Source organism: Promicromonospora sp. NPDC023805, assembly GCF_040639635.1.
In the GTDB taxonomy this organism is placed as follows: domain Bacteria; phylum Actinomycetota; class Actinomycetes; order Actinomycetales; family Cellulomonadaceae; genus Promicromonospora.
This window is the reverse complement of record NZ_JBFAAH010000002.1, coordinates 59,532-77,864: the sequence shown is the minus strand read 5'-3', so window position 1 is coordinate 77,864 and position 18,333 is coordinate 59,532. Positions and strand designations below refer to the sequence as shown.

The window sequence follows — 18,333 nt, the reverse complement described above, 5'->3', positions numbered from 1 at the left end:
CACATGACATGAGCCGCAGTAGAAAGTTCGCCGCCGCGGCCGGCAGGGGGCGCCTCGCCGCACCCCTGCTGGCCGCCGCCCTGGTGCTGTCCTCGTGCACCGCATCGCAGGATCCGGGACCGGACGCCGGACCCACCTCGGCGTCGGGTACCGGCACGGCCGTCCCCACCGGGGACGCCACGCCCGTCCCCACGCCTGACGGTGCGGACGGCGCTACCGCCGGCGCGGACGGGAAGCCGAAGGCCCCCGGCGCGAACGGGGCGAAGACTGACGGCAAGGACAAGGCGCCGGACGGGCGCAGCGGCGGGCAGAGCGGGGCCGAGGGCAGCGAGCTCGCCCCACCTGCGCCCGTCCGGTCGAGCGGCGACGACCTCGGCGACTCGACGGCCCCCGCGGCCGGCCGGCTGACCCGCGACCAGCGGACCGGCACAGCGGAGGGACTCGTGGCGGGCTTCCCCGACGACGTCGTCCTCGTACCCGCGGACACTGCTGTGGCGTCCAGCTCGGTGACCGGGACGGACGGCCGCTACCAGGTGACGCTCGACGCGACGGTGGACGGCGCCTGCGACGCCGTGGTGCTCGACTACCGCAGCTGGTTCACGTCCGGCGGCTTCACCGAGACGGGCACCACCGCACGTCCGGGCCGCACCACCGTCGATCTCGCCCGTGCCGACGGCACGGTACAGGTGGGCGCCTCACGGACCCGCTCCGGTTGCGACGTCACCGTCTTCGCGGCGCTGTCCGCCAAGTAGGCCCGTCTCAGCAGGCCCGTCGTCACCCCACGACGCTCGGGGACCAGGCCTGCGGGATCGCCACGGCGGGCTTGCTCGTCCCGTCGACGGCCAGGGACCAGACGTCGGTGGTCCCCGGCTCGTCGGCGCGGGGCAGCCCGTAGAGGAGCGTCGTGTCGTCGAGCCAGGTCATCTGGTCGTCCACGGTCCGCTGCTCGGCGTCGAGCACCGTGACCTCGAGGGTGGCCAGGTCGAGCACGGCGGGCGTCCAGTGCTGGGTCGCCGCACCGTCCGCCGCGACGTCGCGCTTGAAGGCCAGCCGGGACCCGTCCGGGGACAGCGAGGGGCACTCCACGTCGTCGAGCACTGTGACGAGGGTGCGCTCGGTGAGGTCACCGCGCACGAGCCAGGTGCGGTCGAGGGACCGCGACCGGACCGTGGCGTAGAAGTAGCGGTCGTCCACGAAGGTCACGCCCCACACGTTCCGGTCGACCGGGGCCACGCGCTCGCCGTCGGCCACCAGGGTGAAGTCCTCGAGGTTGCCGGACACCTTCGCGCCGTCGAGGTCGCGCACCATCGTCTCAGTGGAGAAGCCCGCCTGGGAGTAGGAGTGGCCGGTCACGAAGGCGGTGGTGGCCACGAGACCGTCCGGCGAGAGCTGGGTCCGGCTGGGGATGCCGGGCAGCGACCAGGTGGCCGTCGTGCGCCACTCGGCGTCGAGCACGTCCGCCTCGTAGGTGGTGACGACGCCGCGGCGCGTGCGCAGGCAGACCGTCGTCGCGCCCTGGGACGACACCCGGTCGCACACGACGGGCGTGACCTCGCGCGGGCCGGACAGGTCGTCCAGGGCGACCGCGGCGACCCTGCCGTAGAGCTCGCCAGGGGCCGTACCGCGGAACAGGACGTGGGGACCGTCCAGCACGTCCTCGGTCACCTCGACCCGGGTCGGCGCGTTCTGCTCCGCCCGCGCGCGCTGGAGCTCCGCTGCGGCGTACCAGGTGGTGCCGGTCAGCACCACGAGGACCAGCACGGCGAACGCGGCCCGGCTGCGGCCGGCCGGCCTGTCGGTCATGCCGCGATCTCCTCGACCAGGTCGGCGTCTCGCTCCAGGCGGCCGCCCCGCACCAGGTACGCACACACCGGAACCGCGACCACCAGCGCGGCGGCCACGATCCACAGGGCCTCGACGCTGCCGAACGCGTACCAGAGCACGCCGAACCCGGCGGACGCGACCATGCGCACGACCGCGGTGACGGTCTGCGCGGTGCCGATCGCGGTGGCCCGGACGGCGGTGGGTACGAGCGCACTGGTGAGCGCGGCAAGCACGCCGTCGGTCATGGCGTAGAAGGTGCCGAGCAGCACCAGGGCCGCGATGGTGGTGGCCGCTCCAGGGAACGGGACGGCCGCGCAGACGTAGGCGCCGGCCAGCAGGGCATGCCCCCAGACCAGGACCCGGGCCCTGCCGACGCGGTCGGCGAGGCGGCCGATCGGGGCGGCGAGCAGCATGTACGTGGCGTTCGTCCCGACGTAGAGCAGCGGGAACCAGTGCGTGGCGAACCCGTCGCGGTCCTGCAGCGCGAGGTAGATGAACCCGTCGCCGACGGTGAGCAGCCCGAGGACCCCGGCGACGACCAGCAGCCGTACGGTCGCGCCGCCGCGCAGGAAGCTCCAGGAGAAGGGCCGCCCGGCGAGCTCGAGGCCACCGGCAGCGTCGCACGTGCACCCCTTGCACTTGGGCAGCCCGCGGTCCTCGCGCGTGCGATGGGTCCTGAGCCATGCCGCCTGGCGCGGCCGCAGGTCCGGCACGAGCAGGACGAGGGCGCCGACGCCGAGCACCGCCGCGCCGAGCGAGACGACGAAGATCGTCGTCCAGCCGTCCGGGATCGCCCAGAGGATCGCGAACGCGAGCAGCGGCCCGAGCGTGGCACCCGCCGTGTCGAGCGCCCGGTGCACGCCGAACGAGCGTCCGAGGTTGCGCGGGTTCGCCGCGGCGGCGATCAGGGCGTCCCGCGGGGCGGTGCGGATGCCCTTGCCGATACGGTCCGTCACGACGAGGCTCGCGATGGCGGGCAGGCCGGCAGCGAACAACAGTCCTACCCGGGTCAGCGCCGAGAGGCCGTAACCAACGGCCGCCACCCACTTGGGGCGGTCGGTGCGGTCGGCGGCCCAGCCACCCGCCACCCGGACGAGCGCACCCGCGCCCTGGACGAGCCCGTCGACCACGCCGTACGCGATCACCGACATGCCGAGGGCCGCGGTGACGTACAGCGGCAGGACCGCCATGACGGCCTCAGAGGAGACGTCCGTCAGGAAGCTCACCACGCCCAGTGTCACCACGGTGGACGGGACCCGGCCGGCGCGTCGGCGTGCGTCTCTCGACCGCTTGCGCGGTCGGCCGTGGGAGGTGCTGGTCGGGGAGCCAGCCTCCGCCGGTGCGGCACTGACGAGACCAGACATGGGGCTCCAGCGATCGTGTTGCGGCTGAGTGGGGCAGGCCTGTTCAGGTTACGGCCGGCGTGTCCTGCCCTGTCGGGTCGGGGAGGGGTGAACTGGGTTTTCTCACCCGGCGCCGCGCAGGGCCGGAAATAGAGGTGAGCCGACGCCGCCGTCGGGCATAACGTCGATGCCGTGAGCGAGACGGCGCGCGACGACACGAGCACGACGACCGACGACGACCCGAACGACGGCCTGTTCCCCGAGAGCGTGGCCGCCGGGTACGACGACCCGGAGGACGCGAACACCCCCGAGGCGATAGACCCGGTGGTCGACGTGCTGGCAGACCTGGCCGACGGCGGCCCGGTGCTGGAGCTCGCGATAGGGACCGGCCGGATCGCCGTGCCGCTGGCCGCGCGCGGCGTCCCGGTGAGCGGCATCGAGCTGAGCAGGGCGATGGCCGCCCGCATCGGCGGCAAGCCGGGCGGCGAGCAGATCGACGTCACGATCGGCGACATGACCTCTACCCTGTTCGACGGTGCCGTGGCTCCGGGCGAGTTCTCGCTGGTCTACCTGGTCTTCAACACGATCGCGAACGTCACCACGCAGGACGGGCAGGTGGACGTCTTCCGCAACGCCGCGGCGCACCTGCGGCCCGGCGGGCTGTTCCTCGTCGAGGTGGGCATCCCGGACCTGCGGCGGATGCCGCCCGGCCAGGACACCGTCCCGTTCACGGTCGCGCCCGACGACGGGGGCGGGTACGTCGGCTTCGACCGGTACGACGTCGCGACGCAGCTCTTCACGTCGAACCACGTCACGGTGACCCCCGACGGCGGCCGGTTCCGCGTCGTCCCCTTCCGGTACGCGTGGCCCGCCGAGATGGATCTCATGGCCCGCATCGCGGGTATGCGGCTCAAGCACCGGTGGGCGGACTGGTCCCGGGCCCCGTTCGAGCACGAGAGCACCCAGCAGGTCTCGGTCTGGGAGAAGGTCTGACCGCGCGGCCCGTCGGCAGTGTCGGTGAGCCCGCCTAGGCTTAGGGGCGATGACTTCCCTTTTCGACAGCCTCTCCCTGCCCGGCCTCGACCCCGCGTCGCCAGGCACCATGTCGCGCCTGCCGAGCACGGCGCCGCAGTGGGACGACGACGGTGCGGGCGCAGGCGACCCGGGCGAGGCAGCGCTGCCCAGTGAGCCGGACTGGCTGGCGGGCCTGCCGCACGAGTCCGAGGCGCCGCGTGCCGGGGGCGCTTACTCCCACCTCGACCCGGAGGCGCTGCTGGACGGCCTCAACCCGGAGCAGCGGGCCGCCGTCGTGCACGAGGGCGGGCAGCTCCTCATCGTCGCGGGCGCGGGCTCGGGCAAGACGCGCGTGCTGACGCACCGCATCGCCTACCTGCTGGCCACCGGCAGGGCGCGGGCGGGGGAGGTCCTCGCGATCACCTTCACCAACAAGGCGGCGGCCGAGATGCGGGAGCGCGTCGCGGGCCTGGTCGGCCCGGCAGCGGGCCGCATGTGGGTCTCCACGTTCCACTCGGCGTGCGTGCGGATCCTGCGCCGCGAGGCGACGACGCTGGGCCTGCGGTCGAGCTTCAGCATCTACGACGCCGCCGACAGCCAGCGCCTCATCACGCTGGTGACGCGCGAGCTCAACCTCGACCCGAAGAAGTATCCGGCGCGCGGGCTGTCGAACAAGATCAGCGACCTGAAGAACGAGCTGATCGACCCGGAGACCTACGCGCGGCAGACCGGGGCGAACGCCACCGAGGAGGCGCTCGCGGCAGCGGCGGCGGCGGAGTCGGGTGCCATCCGCAGGCCGTGGGGCGGCCAGTCGGCGGAGGAGCGCAACACGACGGCGCCCAAGTTCGACCAGGTGCTGGCCGACGTCTACACGCGCTACCAGGCGCGCCTCACGCAGGCGAACGCGCTGGACTTCGACGACATCATCATGACCACGGTGAACCTGCTCCAGGCGTTCCCGAACGTCGCGGAGCACTACCGCCGCCGGTTCCGGCACGTCATGGTCGACGAGTACCAGGACACGAACCACGCGCAGTACACGCTGGTCCGCGAGCTGGCGGGGGTCGGCACCGAGGGGTCCGCCGACTCGACCGACGGAGGGCTGGACCCGGCCGAGCTCACCGTCGTCGGCGACTCCGACCAGTCCATCTACGCGTTCCGCGGCGCCACGATCCGCAACATCCTCGAGTTCGAGAAGGACTACCCGGACGCGACCACGATCCTGCTGGAGCAGAACTACCGCTCCACGCAGAACATCCTGAGCGCGGCCAACGCCGTGATCTCCCGCAATGCCGGCCGCACGCCCAAGCGCCTGTGGACCGACTCGGGCGCCGGGGCCAAGATCGTGGGCTACGTGGCCGACGACGAGCACCAGGAAGCGCGGTTCGTCACCGACGAGATCGACAAGCTCGGTGACTCCGACGGCGTGCGGCCGGGCGACGTCGCGATCTTCTACCGCACCAACGCGCAGTCGCGCGCGCTAGAGGAGGTGCTGGTCCGCGTCGGCCTGCCGTACAAGGTGGTGGGCGGCACTCGGTTCTACGAGCGCCGCGAGGTGAAGGACGCCGTCGCCTACCTGCGCGCACTGGCCAACGAGGACGACGACGTGAACCTGCGCCGCATCCTCAACGTGCCGAAGCGCGGGCTCGGTGACCGTGCTGAGTCGTTGGTCGCGTCGTTCGCCGACCGGGAGCGCATCTCCTTCGGCGCCGCCCTGGAGCGTGCCGACGAGATCCCCGGCATGACCAACCGCTCGCTCAAGCCGCTGCTCGTCTTCCGCGACATGATGCGGGAGCTGCGCGCGCTGGTCGAGCAGGGCGCCCCGCCCGCGGAGGTCCTGGGCGCGGTGCTCGACCGCACCGGCTACCTCGCGGAGCTGCGCGCGAGCGAGGACCCGCAGGACGAGGGCCGCGTGGAGAACCTGGCCGAGCTGCACGCCGTGGCCGTCGACTTCGGGGAGACCGATCCCGAGGGCTCCCTGGCGGACTTCCTGGAGCGGGTCTCGCTGGTCGCCGACAGCGACCAGATCCCCGACGAAGACGTGGCGGACGGCGCGGCGGAGGAGGCACCCAAGAAGGACCAGGGCGTCATCACCCTCATGACCCTGCACACGGCCAAGGGCCTGGAGTTTCCCGTCGTGTTCCTCACGGGCATGGAGGACGGCACGTTCCCGCACATGCGCTCGCTGCACGACGACTCGGAGCTCGCCGAGGAGCGCCGGCTCGCCTACGTGGGGATCACCCGGGCGCGCGAGCGCCTGTACATCACGCGGTCCTCGGTGCGGGCCGCGTTCGGCATGGCCAACGAGTTCCCGGAGAGCCGGTTCCTGCAGGAGATCCCCGAGGAGCTGTGGGACTGGCGGCGCCGGGAGTCGTCCACCGCTGCGATCCGCAACGGGCGAGGCGGCTGGAGCGGCGGGTACGGCTCGGGCGGCTACGGCTCGGGCGGGCGCGGTGCGGGTACGGGCTCCACGTGGTCCGCCGGCCGGTCCGGGGCCCCGCGCACCGGCGCTGCGTCGTCGTCGGGCGACGGACAGAGCAAACCGTTCGCGCCGGAGAAGAAGGCGGGCGCGAAGGGCGGGTTCGGTGGGATCAACGTCCAGAAGGACATCCCGAGCCTGGAGATCGGCGACCGCGTCACGCACGACTCGTACGGGCTCGGCACGGTGGTGGACGTCGAGGCGAACGCGGTGGTCAAGATCGACTTCGGCAGCAACGGCACCAAGCGCATCGCGCTGAAGTACACGGCGGTCACCAAGCTCTGACGGGCGCCGGGCGCCCGGCGTCGCCCCTGGAGGGCACGCCGGGCGTGAGCCGGCTTGGCGCATACGTACTGCTTTAGGACACTATGTGTCGCCATGAGGATCCTGGTCTCCGCCGGCCGACTTTTCGTCGCGCACTGGCCCGCGCTGTTGACGCTCGGCCTGCTCGGCGTCGCCGTACGGAACGGCGCCATGTGGGGTGCCGTCGAGCTGAGCCAGTGGAACTCGTTCGTGGCGCAGCTGCTGCTGATCGTGAGCCCGCTCGGCTACCTGATGCCGGTCATCGGGATGCTGTGGGTCTGCAGGCAGTCCCTGCCGCACCTGAGCCCGGAGCCCGTCCCTGCACGCGGCCGCACGGGCTGGGCCCCCGGCCAGATCCCCGGGATGCTCCCGACGCGCAGCGCCCCGATGATGCCGTCGGAGAAGCGCGAGCGGCGGCTCATCGACGTCGCCCTGTCGGTGCTCGTGCCGTTCCTGGTGGTCTACGAGGTAGAGGGCCTCATGGACGCCGACCGGGACCGGTTCATCAACGAGGCGGCTGCCGACGAGCTGTTCAACGACTTCTGGACAGCTCAGGGCATCGACTTCGCGTCCAGGCTCGGCGTCTGGTCCGGCTGGACGCTCATCCTGATCGTGGTGTGCGCGTTCGTGCTGCGCTGGCTGCTCGGCCGGCTGGAGGGCAAGCTGCAGTTCCTCGGCATCGCCGTGCTCGGTGGATGCCTCGAGATCTACTGGACCAGCCAGATCGCCGGCCAGATCGAGACCATCGAGCTGGGTCTCTGGCACGAGGCGACCGAACGGCAGCTGGTGGCGGCGGCCGTCGGCACCGTCGGTGCCGCACAGGAGACGGTGGGGGAGGCGGGCAACGAGGCCGCGACCTTCGTCAGCGACGGGATGGTGACGGTCTTCGAGTCGCTCGACGTCGTCCTGGTCGCGCCCGTGGCCTGGCTCGCGATAGGCGCCGTCGTGCTCGGGCACAAGCTGATGGAACCGCCGTCGACCGAGCACCGGTGGCTCGACCGGATGACGTGGCTCCCGGCCGGGCTGCGCTCGCTCCTCGAGTCGCTCACCGAGGACCTGCGGGCCCGGTTCTCCGCCCTGGGGAACGGCCTGAAGATGATCGTGGAGGGGGGCCTCGGCCCGATGCTCGTGTTCTGCCTGGGCTACCTCGTGATCATGCGGGTGCCCTTCGCGCTCGGCTGGCTCGTGCGCGCCGTGACGGGCCCGGTCGAGACCGACACCTGGATCGCCTTCAGCCCTCTGGAGGCAGGGGCAGGACTGGCGCTCTCGCTGGCCCTGGCGGCCGCGCTGATCGCGTCGACCGTCGAGGCGCTGGTCGAACGCGGCCTGGTGATCCGCGAGGAGGACGCGGCTACGGCAGGCCGATCGTCACGTACTCAGGGCCACCGAAGGCCAGCCGTACCTGCGTGATCTCCGCGTCCGGGTCGGCGAGCACGTAGGACGTGACGTCCCATTCCGGCTGCTCGCTGATGAAGCCCTCGGCGTCGGGCGCGGAGCAGCGGTTGGAGCTGCCCAGGACGTCCGACGCCGACTCCCCGTACCGCGTGCCGTCCTCGGCGACGAGGATGATCTGGCACCCGGAGACGTCGGTCTGCAGCTCGGCCGCGAAGTGCATCCGCACCTCGTACGCGACCGACCCGTCGGGGATCAGGACTGGGTCGCCGTACGCGGGCGGAGGCAGCTGGTCCACCTGCTCGACGCCCGTGACGGTCGCCGCGATCTCGCGCTGCACGGTGGTGTTCGCCCGTTCCGGGACGTCGAACCCCATGTCCAGGTACTCGTCCGCCAGGTGCGCGGTCCCGCCCGCCGCTGCCCGGTCCACCTCGAGATGCAGGCCGACGGGCCACCAGAACGCCCACACCCGGAACGACGACGCGCCCGCCGCCGTCGCGATCGCCACCGGCAGCAGCACGAGCCAGACGGCGTTGCGCCGCCACCAGCCCTTGCGTCGCGCGGGAACCGGGGTGTTGGGCGGGATCATCCCGGGCAGCATGCCCGGACGCAGGCTCGGCGCCATTCCCAGGGGCATGTTCTGGCCCGGGTCTGACGCCGCCGGGGTCACCAGAGTCGTCATCCCTCGCTACCTCCTGTGGTCGCCACGGGATACCCCGGCGGCTCGGTCGTCACGGTCTCGGTCGCCTCCCACAGCGTGTCCGCCTCCTCGCGAGAGATGCCGAGGTCGATCACCGCGACGGCGTCGCGCCGCTGACCCGCGTGCTCCTCCTTCTGGTCGCCGCGCGCGAGCCGCACGGTCGCGCCGGCCAGCGCTTCCTTCGGGACGTCGAAGCAATAGCTCACCCGCCACGAATAGCCCGGCTGGGCGTTGACGATGCTCTCGCAGTCGGCCTGGTTGGTGGGCCAGAACCGGCGGCCCTCCGCGTCGGTGATCTCGGCGCCGCTGAACGCCGTCGCGCCCTGCGTGGCCCGCCAGGTCGCGTCCACCACTACGAACGTGCCGCCCGCGGCAGCCGCCTCGGAGAAGCTGGTCACCGTGTCGGCGATCCGGACGTCGGTCACCGTGAGCTCCGCATACGTGAGGTCGAGCGTCTCGCCGACCGCACCCTCGACGACGAACGGCGTCTCCACTATGAGCGTGTCCTGCGGTACGTACGTCACCAGCGTGCAGGCCGCTGCGACCGCGCCGACGACGAGCGCCGTGCCCTTCCACGTGATCCGCCGCCGCCCGTGCCTCACTGCTGCGCCGCCTCGGCGTCGGCCGCGGGCTTGGGGGGATTGAGCGGGATCTGCCCCTGGAAGATGACCTCGTTCGGGAACCAGTGCCCGTCGTCAAGACCCTGCGGGTCGTCCTCCACCCACTCCAGCTCCACCATCTCGAGCGGCACCGTCTTCTCCGCGTAGTCGCCGCTCTGCTCCCAGATCAGCGCAACCCGGTAGGTGACATCAGGGTTGAGGAAGGTGAACTCGGTCCCGTCCTCGACGTTGAACACCGTCGCGGTGGGGAGCTTGGGCTCCTCGGGTTCTTCGGGTTCCTCGGGCGCGGCACTCGCGGACGGGGCCGCCGACGGGTCGGCAGCCAGATCCTCGATCGGCTTCTCGGGAATGATCCCCGCGTCCTTGGGCGCCGGTATCGCCCGGGCGAACGTGTTGGTGTACTCCGGCACCTCACCGGTGTTGGTGACGTCCGCGACGACCGCGAGCAGGTGGTTACCCGGCGCGGGCACGAGGTAGGCGAGCTCGTCGGCAGTGGCTGCCTTGACGATGGTGACCTCGAACGGGCCCACCTCGACCGGCGTCCCGGCCACGATCGGGTCGGCCTTCGCCTCCACCTCGTTCCAGGCCCCGAACGGGGAGATGCCGACGAGCGCGGCGACCACGCCGGCCACTACGCGCTGCACTGTCGACATGTCGTCGGCGACGGCGGCGATCAGGCGTCGGCCGAGCCGGAATGCCACATCGGGGCCGCCATTGCGAGCATGCTTCATGGCGCACGATCGTAGCGGTGCATTGCGGGCCAAATGGGCGAAAGTCCACCGACGCCGAGCGTCTGCTCAACCGGCGACTGCAGTCCTTGTCGCCCTCGGCGGAGCCGGGTATTCGTGTACATGCCGGATTTCGATAGGTAGGCTCCAGCGGCAGCGAGCGGCGTGGACATGGGGGTGTCGGGTGGCGGCGGACGTCGTGCTGGTGACGGATGCGAGCGGGTTGATCGATCCGTCGCTGTTCCCGAAGGAGTCCAACGCCTTGGGTCTCGAGTGGGCCGAGGAACAGGCCCGGTTCTCGCGGTCGACGGGGCAGCGGGTCGCGGAGAGCGTCCAGGGCGTCCACTCGGCGTGGTCCCGGTTGCCCGAGGACTACCAGGCCCCTGAGGCCGGTGATCTGTATCGGGTGATGGACCCCGAGCTTGGTGCGGCGCTGCGCGAGCAGGAGCGGTTCCTGGACGCGGCCCGGTATCTGGACGACTACGTCGACGAGGTCGGTGCGGTCAAGCAGCGGCTGGCCAACGTCGAGGTGGAAGCGGCGACGTTCCGGGCAAGGGTGCGGGCCGCGAACCCGGGCGGGGTGACCACTATGCAGCTGCAGGAGCTGGACACGGTCGACCAGAACCGCGATCTCATAGCCCGGGCGCAGCGGGTGTTCGCGGTGATCGGTGAGGCCGAGCAACGGTGCGCGGAGCGGATCAGAGCGCTGGACGAGCAGATCGCTCCGGTGGTCAGCGGGCTGGGTCCGGCCCTGACGGGGGGCACGGGTCTGTTCTCCTCCACCGGCGCGTGGTCGCCGGTGGGTTCGCCGAGCGTGGCGCCGTTCGCGCCGACCCGGGCGATCCTGGACGGGTCGGCCTCGGAGGTGCGGGAGTGGTGGGACACCCTGACCGCGGAGCAACGCACGGCGTTGGTGGCGGCGCTGCCGATGGTGATCGGGAACCTGAACGGGGTGCCGGTCAAGTTCCGTGCCGATGCCAACCGGATCAATCTCGCGACGGAGATCAACCGGCTGGAAGCCGAGAAGGCGCGGATCGAGAAGGAACTGTCGATCGCGGCGATGGCCAGCCGGTTCAGCAGCGCGCGTGGGCAGTACGTGCCGGACCTGAGGCTGGCAAGCGAGGTCAACCGGCTGCAGGCCGCGATCGACTCCTACGAGCAGTACCGGGGTCTCGACAAGAAGCAGAACGAGTACGACGAGAACGGTCGGAAGACCTATCGTGACAGCGTCGAGCTGGTGGCTTTCGACCCGACCAGCTCATCAATCGCGACCTATCGGGGACCGTACGACGAGAACGGTGACGTGCCCGACTGGGTAGACAACGTCGCTGTCCACATACCGGGTACCACGACCCGGATGGACGACTTCAACGAGATCGACACCGACGTGTACAACCTGTACGACGCGGCGAACCGCATCAAGAGCGCCGGATCGACAGCGGTATTCGCGTGGGCCGGCGGTGAGTTTCCGCAGAACATCCCGGAGGCGGCGAGCGCGAGCTACTCGCGTGATCTAGGGCCCAAGCTGCTTGACTTCATCCACGCGATCGATGTGCACCCGGACTCGACACTGACGGCCGAGGCGCACTCCTACGGGAGCGCCGCGCTCGGCATCGCCGAGAGCGAGGGGCTGAGGGTGGACCGCGTCATGTACGTCGCCGGTGCGGGGTTGGGTAACGACAACACCTCGGTGCAGGACTTCCCGTACACCAAGGATGTTCCGCACTACACGCAGATGGCCCGACGCGACAGTGTCGTCGGCCTGATCCAGGGTGCGGACGCGGGCGAGCTTGGACACGGCGCCTCCGCGTTGCGCGATCCCGAGGTGACGCGTCTGGAGACCGGCTACCTCAACCCCACGAACCGGAGCGAGGGCGACATCGAGTCCACCGGTGTCTTTGAGAGTCACTCCGCCGTCTATACCAGGGGTTCGACCTCGTTCAACAACATCGTCGGTGTCTTCACCGGCACACGCGTCGAGGTGTACGCGGGCGACGAGGTCCTCGTGGCAGGCGGAAAGTTGTACAACATCGACGGGATCGACGTCGAGGGCTACGTGCCGAGGTACGTCGATGTCGAGTGATCACACAGGGAAACGGAGCTGGCCGATGCCATCGCCCACAGGAACTTTGGACGCGTACGGGACACCCGCGAGCAGGCGACGGTCGCGCCTTGTCTTGGCGGGCCTGATTGCGCTGACCATGACCCTGACCACTGCATGTACCTCGAGGAGCGACGTGACGGTTGCACAACTTCAGGAGCGCTCCGAACAGATCGGGCAGTCGCTGACCGCGACGATCGACGGCGTCGCCCGCTACCAGGACGACTATGCCGGTGGGGAACTGCGATGGGAGAACGCCGAAGTCAACGACGAGGACCCAACCGGTTTGAGGTACTGGCAGTGGGACGCATCTATCGAACTTGCAGCCGACGCGGAGCTGACTCCGGAACAGGCTGCGGATCGCATGATCAAGGTCCTGGAAGAGGACGGGTGGACCGCTGGCGAGCCGGCGGTAGATACGGGTAGTGACCGCCTCGGGTTTCACAAGTCTGACGACCTGGGTGAGGGCTGGTCAGTCGAGATCACGTACTGGAAGGACCCTCCGCCGGATCCTCAGAACCTCTTCGTGACGGTCGTCAGTCCCTCCACCAACCGTCCGTAGCGTGCCCGACAACGTCGATCGCCAAGAGACAGGGGCCGGTCGTCACCTTGGACAGCGGAGTCAAAGCGGATGGCGAGGAGCGATGCAGCAGTCCAACAAGTCCAGGACCGCTGTGATGGCGGGCCTGATTGCGCTGACCGTGACCCTGACCACTGCATGTAGCTCAAGGAGCGACGTGACAGTTGCACAACTTCAGGAGCGCTCCGAACAGATCGGGCAGTCGCTGACTGCGACGATCGACGGCGTGGCCCGCTACCAGGACGACTATGCCGGTGGGGAACTGCGCTGGGAGAACGCCGAAGTCAACGATGAGGACCCGACCGGCTGGCGGTACTGGCAGTGGGATGCATCTATCGAACTTGCGGCCGACGCGGAACTGACCCCGGAACAAGCCGCCGAGCGCATGACCAAGGTCCTCGAAGAGGACGGATGGACCGCCGACGAACCTCGCGGGGGCGTCGAGAAAGCCCAGCACGGGTTCAGGAAGTCTGACGATCTGGGTGAGGGCTGGTACGTCGAGCTGGCGTTCATGATCAAGGAGCCGCCTGCTCCGCAGAACCTCTCAGTTTCAGTCGTCAGCCCGTCGACGAACCGCTCATAGCTTGCCCTAGTGCTGCATTGCCTCCAACGCGCGAGCGGCACACAGTCCCAGCGGCGAGGACCCGCGCCTGACGAGGATGAACTCGCGCTGCAGATGAGATCGGTCCATTGCCCTGAGATCGGTCAATCGAAGGACCGATCTCGGGGCAACCGACCGAAGTCGATGAGTTCGGTCGGTTGCACGCCAGTCACGGCGCGTCACGCCGCCGCGCTGCCGCCCTCCGCGAGGTGACGGACCCGCTCGACGTCCGCGCCGGCGTCGGACAGGATGCGGCGGGCCGGGGACTCCGCACGCGTCAGCCCGAGCAGGAGGTGCCCGCCGTGGATCTCCTTGGAGCCCAGGCGGATCGCCTCGCGGAGCGCTAGCTCCAGCGACTTCTTCGCGTCCGCGGTGAACGGGATGTGCTTGCGGCGCCCGCGCAGGATGCGGCCGGCGCGGGTCAGCGCGCCCGCGCCGAAGGTCTCCTCGGTGCGCCGCGTGACCTCGTCGAGGTCGATGCCGACGGCGGCGAGCGCGGCCGGGTCGAGGGCGTCGCCCGCCTCGATGTTCGTGCGTGTGCGGGCCACGAGCTCCGCCACGTCCACACCGCCGTCGGTCATGGCGGTACGGGCGGGTCCGTCGCACTCGGCGAGCGCGACGAGCAGGTGTCGGGTGTCGATCTGGTCGCTGTGCGCGGCACGGGCGACGAGCTGGGCGTCGACGACGGCGGAGCGGGCGTCCTTCGTGAACGTCTCGAACATCAGATCCTCCTGTTGTGCTTCTTGTGGACTGCCTGGCGGGAGACGCCGAGCGCACCGGCGATGTCCTGCCACGACCAGCCGAGCCGCCGCGCACGCTCCACCTGGAGCGCCTCGAGACGGTCGGCCAGCTCGCGCAGGGCGCGGACGGCGCGCAGTCCGTCGGCGGGGTCGTCCCCGGCGGCGGCTGCGACGAGTGCTTGCTGGCTCATGTGTCAACTATGGTTGACGGATTGCGGAGTGTCAACCCAAGTTGACGATCTGCCGGATAGCCTCGACGCGCCGGTGCCAGGGGGTGTCGGGCGTCCGCCCGCCGGACGCATCACGACAAGGGAGTCGTTCATGCACAGCACTCGTTTCCTGGGCCGCGGGATCGCCGCGCTCACCGCGCTCGGCGCGGTCATGGCAGGTCCGGCCTACGCGGCCATGACCAGCGGCACCGACCAGGTCAAAGGCCCCGAGATCACCAGCACGTCCACGTCCGACGGCGCCACGACCGGGCGACCCGGCAGGGGCTGCGCGGTGCCCGCGGGCACGAGCCAGGTCGACGTCGAGCTCGACGGCGTCGCCTATCCCGTCCGGGTGCACGTGCCCGACGGCGCCGCAGACGCCGCCCGCGGGACCGGCGCCCGGCCGCTGGTGCTCAACCTGCACCCCAGCAACGGCAACGCGGAGTCGATCTCCGCGTACAACGACCTCGACCTGACCGCCGACGCGGAAGGGTTCGTCACGGTGGCGCCCGACGGCGCCATCCCGGTCGCCGACCCGAACCCCGGCCAGGTCTTCTTCTGGAACGTGCCCGGCGTGCCGACGACGGCCGGCGCGTACCCGCCGCCGGGCACGCGCGACGACGTCGAGTTCCTCACCGCCGTGATCGACGAGCTGGTGGGCCTCGGCTGTGCCGATCCGCGCCGGGTCTACGCGACGGGCCACTCCGGCGGCGCCCGGATGGCGTCGGCGTACGCGTGCGCCCGCCCGGACAAGGTCGCGGCCATCGCGCCGGTCGCGGGACTGCGCGCGGGCCGGCCCTCGCCCGACGACCCGGCCGCCGTCGAGCTCCAGTCGTGCGCCCCCGCGCGCAGCGTGCCGGTCATCACCTTCCACGGCGACGCGGACACCGTGAACCCCTACCAGGGCAACAGCGACAAGCGCTGGGGTTACACGACCCAGCTCGCCGTGCAGTCGTGGGCGCGGATGAACGGTTGCACGACCGGACCGAGCGTCGAACCGGTCACGGAGCACGTCACCAGGGAGACGTACACCACATGCCGCGGGCGGGCCGACGTCGTGTTCTACAAGGTCGCAGGCGGCACGCACAGCTGGCCCGGGGGCAACGACAGCAGCGCCACACAGGAAGTGTCTGCAACCGAGCTCATCTGGGAGTTCTTCACCCACTACCGCAGGTGACCGGACCGCGCTCGTCGCCGCGCTGCCGAGCCGCGACTCCACCTCCTGCCGGCCCCGGAATAACGCCGCTTCGTTCGGAAGCACCGGCGATCCAGGGCTACGCTGTACGGGGATGTCTTGACGTCGAGACATCGCTTCAGCCGGGCTCCGGGCGACAACGACGTCCGAGGGCCGCATCCCGATGGAAGGACGCAGCAGGGTGGACCTGTTCGAATACCAGGCGCGCGACATCTTCGAGAAGCACGGCGTGCCCGTGCTTGGTGGGGTTGTCGCGACGACCCCCGAAGAGGCTCGCGAAGGCGCCGAGAAGCTGGGCGGCGGAACTGTCGTCGTGAAGGCCCAGGTCAAGACCGGTGGTCGTGGCAAGGCGGGCGGCGTCAAGCTGGCCCACTCGCCCGAAGAGACCGCTGAGAAGGCCGGCGAGATCCTCGGCATGGACATCAAGGGTCACACCGTGCACCGCGTGATGGTGGCGCAGGGCGCCAAGATCGCCGAGGAGTTCTACTTCTCCGTGCTCCTGGACCGGTCGAACCGCAACTACCTCGCGATGTGCTCCGTCGAGGGCGGTATGGAGATCGAGCAGCTGGCCGTCGAGCGCCCTGAGGCGCTGGCCCGCATCGCCGTCGACCCGGCCGTCGGCATCGACGAGGCCAAGGCCGCGGAGATCGTGGACGCCGCGGGCTTCGCCGACGACATCAAGGGCAAGGTCGCCGAGGTCATCCGCGGCCTCTGGACCGTGTTCAAGGCCGAGGACGCCACGCTGGTCGAGGTGAACCCCTTGGTCAAGACCGAGGACGGCGAGATCGTCGCCCTCGACGGCAAGGTCACGCTCGACGAGAACGCCGGCTTCCGCCACGCGGACCACGCGGAGCTCGAGGACACGGCAGCTGCCGACCCGCTCGAGGCGAAGGCCAAGGAGAACGACCTCAACTACGTCAAGCTCGACGGTGAGGTCGGCATCATCGGCAACGGCGCCGGCCTGGTCATGTCGACGCTCGACGTGGTCGCGTACGCCGGTGAGAAGCACGGCGGCGTGAAGCCCGCCAACTTCCTCGACATCGGCGGCGGCGCGAACGCCAAGGTCATGGCGAACGGTCTCGACGTCATCCTCGGGGACGAGCAGGTCAAGGCAGTGTTCGTGAACGTCTTCGGCGGGATCACCGCCTGCGACGAGGTAGCGAACGGCATCGTCGGCGCGCTCGACCTGCTGGGCGACGCCGCGACCAAGCCGCTGGTCGTCCGCCTCGACGGCAACAACGTCGAGCTGGGCCGTCAGATCCTCGCCGAGCGCAACCACCCGCTCGTCACCCTTGCCGACACCATGGACGGCGGCGCCGACAAGGCTGCCGAGCTGGCCAACGCCTGACCGCCCGCTGAAGACTTCGAAAGCAGAGACAACGAGACAATGTCTATCTACCTGAACCAGGACTCGAAGATCATCGTCCAGGGCATCACGGGCGGCATGGGTGCCAAGCACACCGCCCTCATGCTCGACTCCGGCGCGACGATCGTCGGCGGCGTGAACGCTCGCAAGGCCGGCACCACGGTGCAGCACAAGGACGCCTCGGGTGCCGACGTCACCCTCCCGGTGTTCGGCACCGTCAAGGAGGCCATGGCCGAGACCGGCGCGGACGTCTCCGTCGTCTTCGTGCCGCCGGCCTTCACCAAGGACGCAGCCATCGAGGCCATCGATGCGGGCATCGGCCTGCTCGTGGTCATCACCGAGGGCGTGCCCGTGCAGGACACCGCCGAGGTGTGGGCCTACCTGCAGGGCAAGGAGACCCGGATGATCGGGCCGAACTGCCCCGGCATCATCACGCCCGGCGAGTCGCTGGCCGGCATCACGCCGCACACCATCACGGGCAAGGGCCCGATCGGTCTCGTGTCGAAGTCGGGCACGCTGACCTACCAGATGATGTACGAGCTGAAGGACCTCGGCTTCTCGACCGCCATCGGCATCGGCGGCGACCCGATCGTCGGCACCACGCACATCGACGCGCTCGAGGCCTTCGAGAACGACCCGGAGACCAAGGCGATAGTGATGATCGGCGAGATCGGCGGCGACGCCGAAGAGCGTGCCGCCGAGTACATCAAGGCGCACGTCACCAAGCCGGTCGTCGGCTACGTCGCGGGCTTCACCGCCCCCGAGGGCAAGACGATGGGCCACGCCGGCGCGATCGTGTCCGGCTCGGCCGGTACCGCCGCCGCGAAGAAGGAGGCCCTCGAGGCCGTCGGCGTCAAGGTCGGCAAGACGCCTACCGAGACCGCTGACCTCATGCGCGAGGTCCTGCAGTCCCTCCTTCATCGTCGACCCGAGCGCGAACAAGACCGAGATCAAGATCGCTATTGAGAAGGTCTTCAGCGTCAAGGTCGCGTCGGTGAACACGATGAACCGCAAGGGCAAGACGCGTCGCACGCGTTTTGGCCTCGGCAAGCGTAAGGACACGAAGCGTGCGATCGTCACCCTCCGCGAGGGCACGATCGACATCTTCGGCGGTCCGGTCGGCTGAGCTGACGAGAGA

General features: G+C 70.2%; 17 protein-coding genes and 1 pseudogene. 11 read left to right on the top strand and 7 right to left on the bottom strand.

Annotated features, from left to right (window positions below):
- Positions 1-8 precede the first annotated feature (8 nt).
- Positions 9-752: a hypothetical protein gene (locus AB0F70_RS03740; protein ID WP_357443746.1), complete on the top strand. Its 744-nt coding sequence runs from the start codon at positions 9-11 to the stop codon at positions 750-752.
- Between the two features lie 22 nt (positions 753-774).
- Here the strand turns inward: AB0F70_RS03740 and AB0F70_RS03735 are convergent, their stop codons facing one another.
- Positions 775-1,803: a hypothetical protein gene (locus AB0F70_RS03735; protein WP_357443744.1), complete on the bottom strand. Its 1,029-nt coding sequence runs from the start codon at positions 1,801-1,803 to the stop codon at positions 775-777.
- A complete protein-coding gene (locus AB0F70_RS03730; RefSeq protein WP_357443742.1) occupies positions 1,800-3,050 on the bottom strand; it encodes an MFS transporter in 1,251 nt (416 codons plus the stop codon). Before AB0F70_RS03730 ends, AB0F70_RS03735 begins: the two co-directional genes overlap by 4 nt.
- A 309-nt stretch (positions 3,051-3,359) precedes the next feature.
- Between AB0F70_RS03730 and AB0F70_RS03725 the strand changes: the two genes are divergently transcribed.
- From AB0F70_RS03725 to AB0F70_RS03715, 3 genes are all read left to right on the top strand, one after another.
- A complete protein-coding gene (locus tag AB0F70_RS03725; protein ID WP_357443740.1) occupies positions 3,360-4,160 on the top strand; it encodes a class I SAM-dependent methyltransferase in 801 nt (266 codons plus the stop codon).
- Positions 4,161-4,209: 49 nt separating this feature from the next.
- The gene (locus tag AB0F70_RS03720) at positions 4,210-6,945 is read left to right on the top strand and encodes a UvrD-helicase domain-containing protein (protein ID WP_357443738.1); all 2,736 of its coding nucleotides are present in this window, start codon (positions 4,210-4,212) and stop codon (positions 6,943-6,945) included.
- A 93-nt stretch (positions 6,946-7,038) separates the two neighbouring features.
- On the top strand, positions 7,039-8,373 hold the full coding sequence (locus AB0F70_RS03715; protein ID WP_357443735.1) for a hypothetical protein: 1,335 nt from the start codon (positions 7,039-7,041) through the stop codon (positions 8,371-8,373).
- Here the strand turns inward: AB0F70_RS03715 and AB0F70_RS03710 are convergent.
- The 3 genes from AB0F70_RS03710 to AB0F70_RS03700 are packed head-to-tail and all read right to left on the bottom strand — an operon-like array spanning position 8,315 to position 10,406.
- The gene (locus AB0F70_RS03710; RefSeq protein ID WP_357443733.1) at positions 8,315-9,037 is read right to left on the bottom strand and encodes a hypothetical protein; all 723 of its coding nucleotides are present in this window, start codon (positions 9,035-9,037) and stop codon (positions 8,315-8,317) included. The two genes, AB0F70_RS03715 and AB0F70_RS03710, sit on opposite strands and share 59 nt — an antisense overlap.
- Positions 9,034-9,657: a hypothetical protein gene (locus AB0F70_RS03705; protein ID WP_357443731.1), complete on the bottom strand. Its 624-nt coding sequence runs from the start codon at positions 9,655-9,657 to the stop codon at positions 9,034-9,036. The genes AB0F70_RS03710 and AB0F70_RS03705 overlap by 4 nt, the downstream gene beginning before the upstream one ends.
- Entirely contained in the window at positions 9,654-10,406 is a 753-nt protein-coding gene (locus AB0F70_RS03700) for a hypothetical protein (protein ID WP_357443729.1), read from the bottom strand. The genes AB0F70_RS03705 and AB0F70_RS03700 overlap by 4 nt, the downstream gene beginning before the upstream one ends.
- 181 nt (positions 10,407-10,587) lie before the next feature.
- On the opposite strand from AB0F70_RS03700, the gene AB0F70_RS03695 reads away from it, so the two are divergent.
- The 3 genes from AB0F70_RS03695 (at position 10,588) to AB0F70_RS03685 (ending at position 13,667) form a co-directional block, all read left to right on the top strand.
- Positions 10,588-12,486, top strand: coding sequence for an alpha/beta hydrolase (locus AB0F70_RS03695; protein WP_357443727.1), 1,899 nt, complete (start codon positions 10,588-10,590; stop codon positions 12,484-12,486).
- A gap of 154 nt (positions 12,487-12,640) precedes the next feature.
- Positions 12,641-13,066 (top strand): hypothetical protein, encoded by a 426-nt coding sequence (locus AB0F70_RS03690; protein ID WP_357443725.1) that lies wholly within the window; start codon positions 12,641-12,643, stop codon positions 13,064-13,066.
- Positions 13,067-13,148: 82 nt separating this feature from the next.
- Positions 13,149-13,667: a hypothetical protein gene (locus tag AB0F70_RS03685; RefSeq protein WP_357443723.1), complete on the top strand. Its 519-nt coding sequence runs from the start codon at positions 13,149-13,151 to the stop codon at positions 13,665-13,667.
- Between the two features lie 197 nt (positions 13,668-13,864).
- Here AB0F70_RS03685 and AB0F70_RS03680 read toward each other — a convergent pair whose 3' ends face one another.
- Positions 13,865-14,407, bottom strand: coding sequence for a Clp protease N-terminal domain-containing protein (locus AB0F70_RS03680; protein WP_357443721.1), 543 nt, complete (start codon positions 14,405-14,407; stop codon positions 13,865-13,867).
- Complete coding sequence (locus AB0F70_RS03675; RefSeq protein ID WP_357443719.1) at positions 14,407-14,616, bottom strand: helix-turn-helix domain-containing protein; 210 nt, start codon at positions 14,614-14,616, stop codon at positions 14,407-14,409. The genes AB0F70_RS03680 and AB0F70_RS03675 overlap by 1 nt, the downstream gene beginning before the upstream one ends.
- 130 nt (positions 14,617-14,746) lie before the next feature.
- Between AB0F70_RS03675 and AB0F70_RS03670 the strand changes: the two genes are divergently transcribed.
- The 4 genes and pseudogenes from AB0F70_RS03670 to AB0F70_RS03655 all read left to right on the top strand — a co-directional run.
- Positions 14,747-15,811, top strand: coding sequence for a PHB depolymerase family esterase (locus AB0F70_RS03670; RefSeq protein ID WP_357443717.1), 1,065 nt, complete (start codon positions 14,747-14,749; stop codon positions 15,809-15,811).
- 199 nt (positions 15,812-16,010) lie between these two features.
- The gene (gene sucC / locus AB0F70_RS03665; protein ID WP_357443715.1) at positions 16,011-17,177 is read left to right on the top strand and encodes an ADP-forming succinate--CoA ligase subunit beta; all 1,167 of its coding nucleotides are present in this window, start codon (positions 16,011-16,013) and stop codon (positions 17,175-17,177) included.
- A 39-nt stretch (positions 17,178-17,216) separates the two neighbouring features.
- The gene (gene sucD / locus AB0F70_RS03660; RefSeq protein ID WP_357443713.1) at positions 17,217-18,161 is read left to right on the top strand and encodes a succinate--CoA ligase subunit alpha; all 945 of its coding nucleotides are present in this window, start codon (positions 17,217-17,219) and stop codon (positions 18,159-18,161) included.
- Positions 18,112-18,321: pseudogene (locus AB0F70_RS03655) on the top strand (50S ribosomal protein L23); the annotation flags it as partial. The gene sucD and the pseudogene AB0F70_RS03655, both read left to right, overlap by 50 nt.
- Positions 18,322-18,333: the final 12 nt, after the last annotated feature.

What these genes read in the sequence shown, in the direction of transcription:
- AB0F70_RS03740 (WP_357443746.1), top strand. Translation starts at nt 9, where the DNA reads ATGAGCCGCAGTAGAAAGTTCGCCGCCGCGGCCGGCAGGGGGCGCCTC.
- AB0F70_RS03735 (WP_357443744.1), bottom strand. Translation starts at nt 1,803, where the DNA reads ATGACCGACAGGCCGGCCGGCCGCAGCCGGGCCGCGTTCGCCGTGCTG.
- AB0F70_RS03720 (WP_357443738.1), top strand. Translation starts at nt 4,210, where the DNA reads ATGACTTCCCTTTTCGACAGCCTCTCCCTGCCCGGCCTCGACCCCGCG.
- AB0F70_RS03715 (WP_357443735.1), top strand. Translation starts at nt 7,039, where the DNA reads ATGAGGATCCTGGTCTCCGCCGGCCGACTTTTCGTCGCGCACTGGCCC.
- AB0F70_RS03710 (WP_357443733.1), bottom strand. Translation starts at nt 9,037, where the DNA reads ATGACGACTCTGGTGACCCCGGCGGCGTCAGACCCGGGCCAGAACATG.
- AB0F70_RS03700 (WP_357443729.1), bottom strand. Translation starts at nt 10,406, where the DNA reads ATGAAGCATGCTCGCAATGGCGGCCCCGATGTGGCATTCCGGCTCGGC.
- AB0F70_RS03685 (WP_357443723.1), top strand. Translation starts at nt 13,149, where the DNA reads ATGCAGCAGTCCAACAAGTCCAGGACCGCTGTGATGGCGGGCCTGATT.
- AB0F70_RS03680 (WP_357443721.1), bottom strand. Translation starts at nt 14,407, where the DNA reads ATGTTCGAGACGTTCACGAAGGACGCCCGCTCCGCCGTCGTCGACGCC.
- AB0F70_RS03675 (WP_357443719.1), bottom strand. Translation starts at nt 14,616, where the DNA reads ATGAGCCAGCAAGCACTCGTCGCAGCCGCCGCCGGGGACGACCCCGCC.
- AB0F70_RS03670 (WP_357443717.1), top strand. Translation starts at nt 14,747, where the DNA reads ATGCACAGCACTCGTTTCCTGGGCCGCGGGATCGCCGCGCTCACCGCG.
- sucD (WP_357443713.1), top strand. Translation starts at nt 17,217, where the DNA reads ATGTCTATCTACCTGAACCAGGACTCGAAGATCATCGTCCAGGGCATC.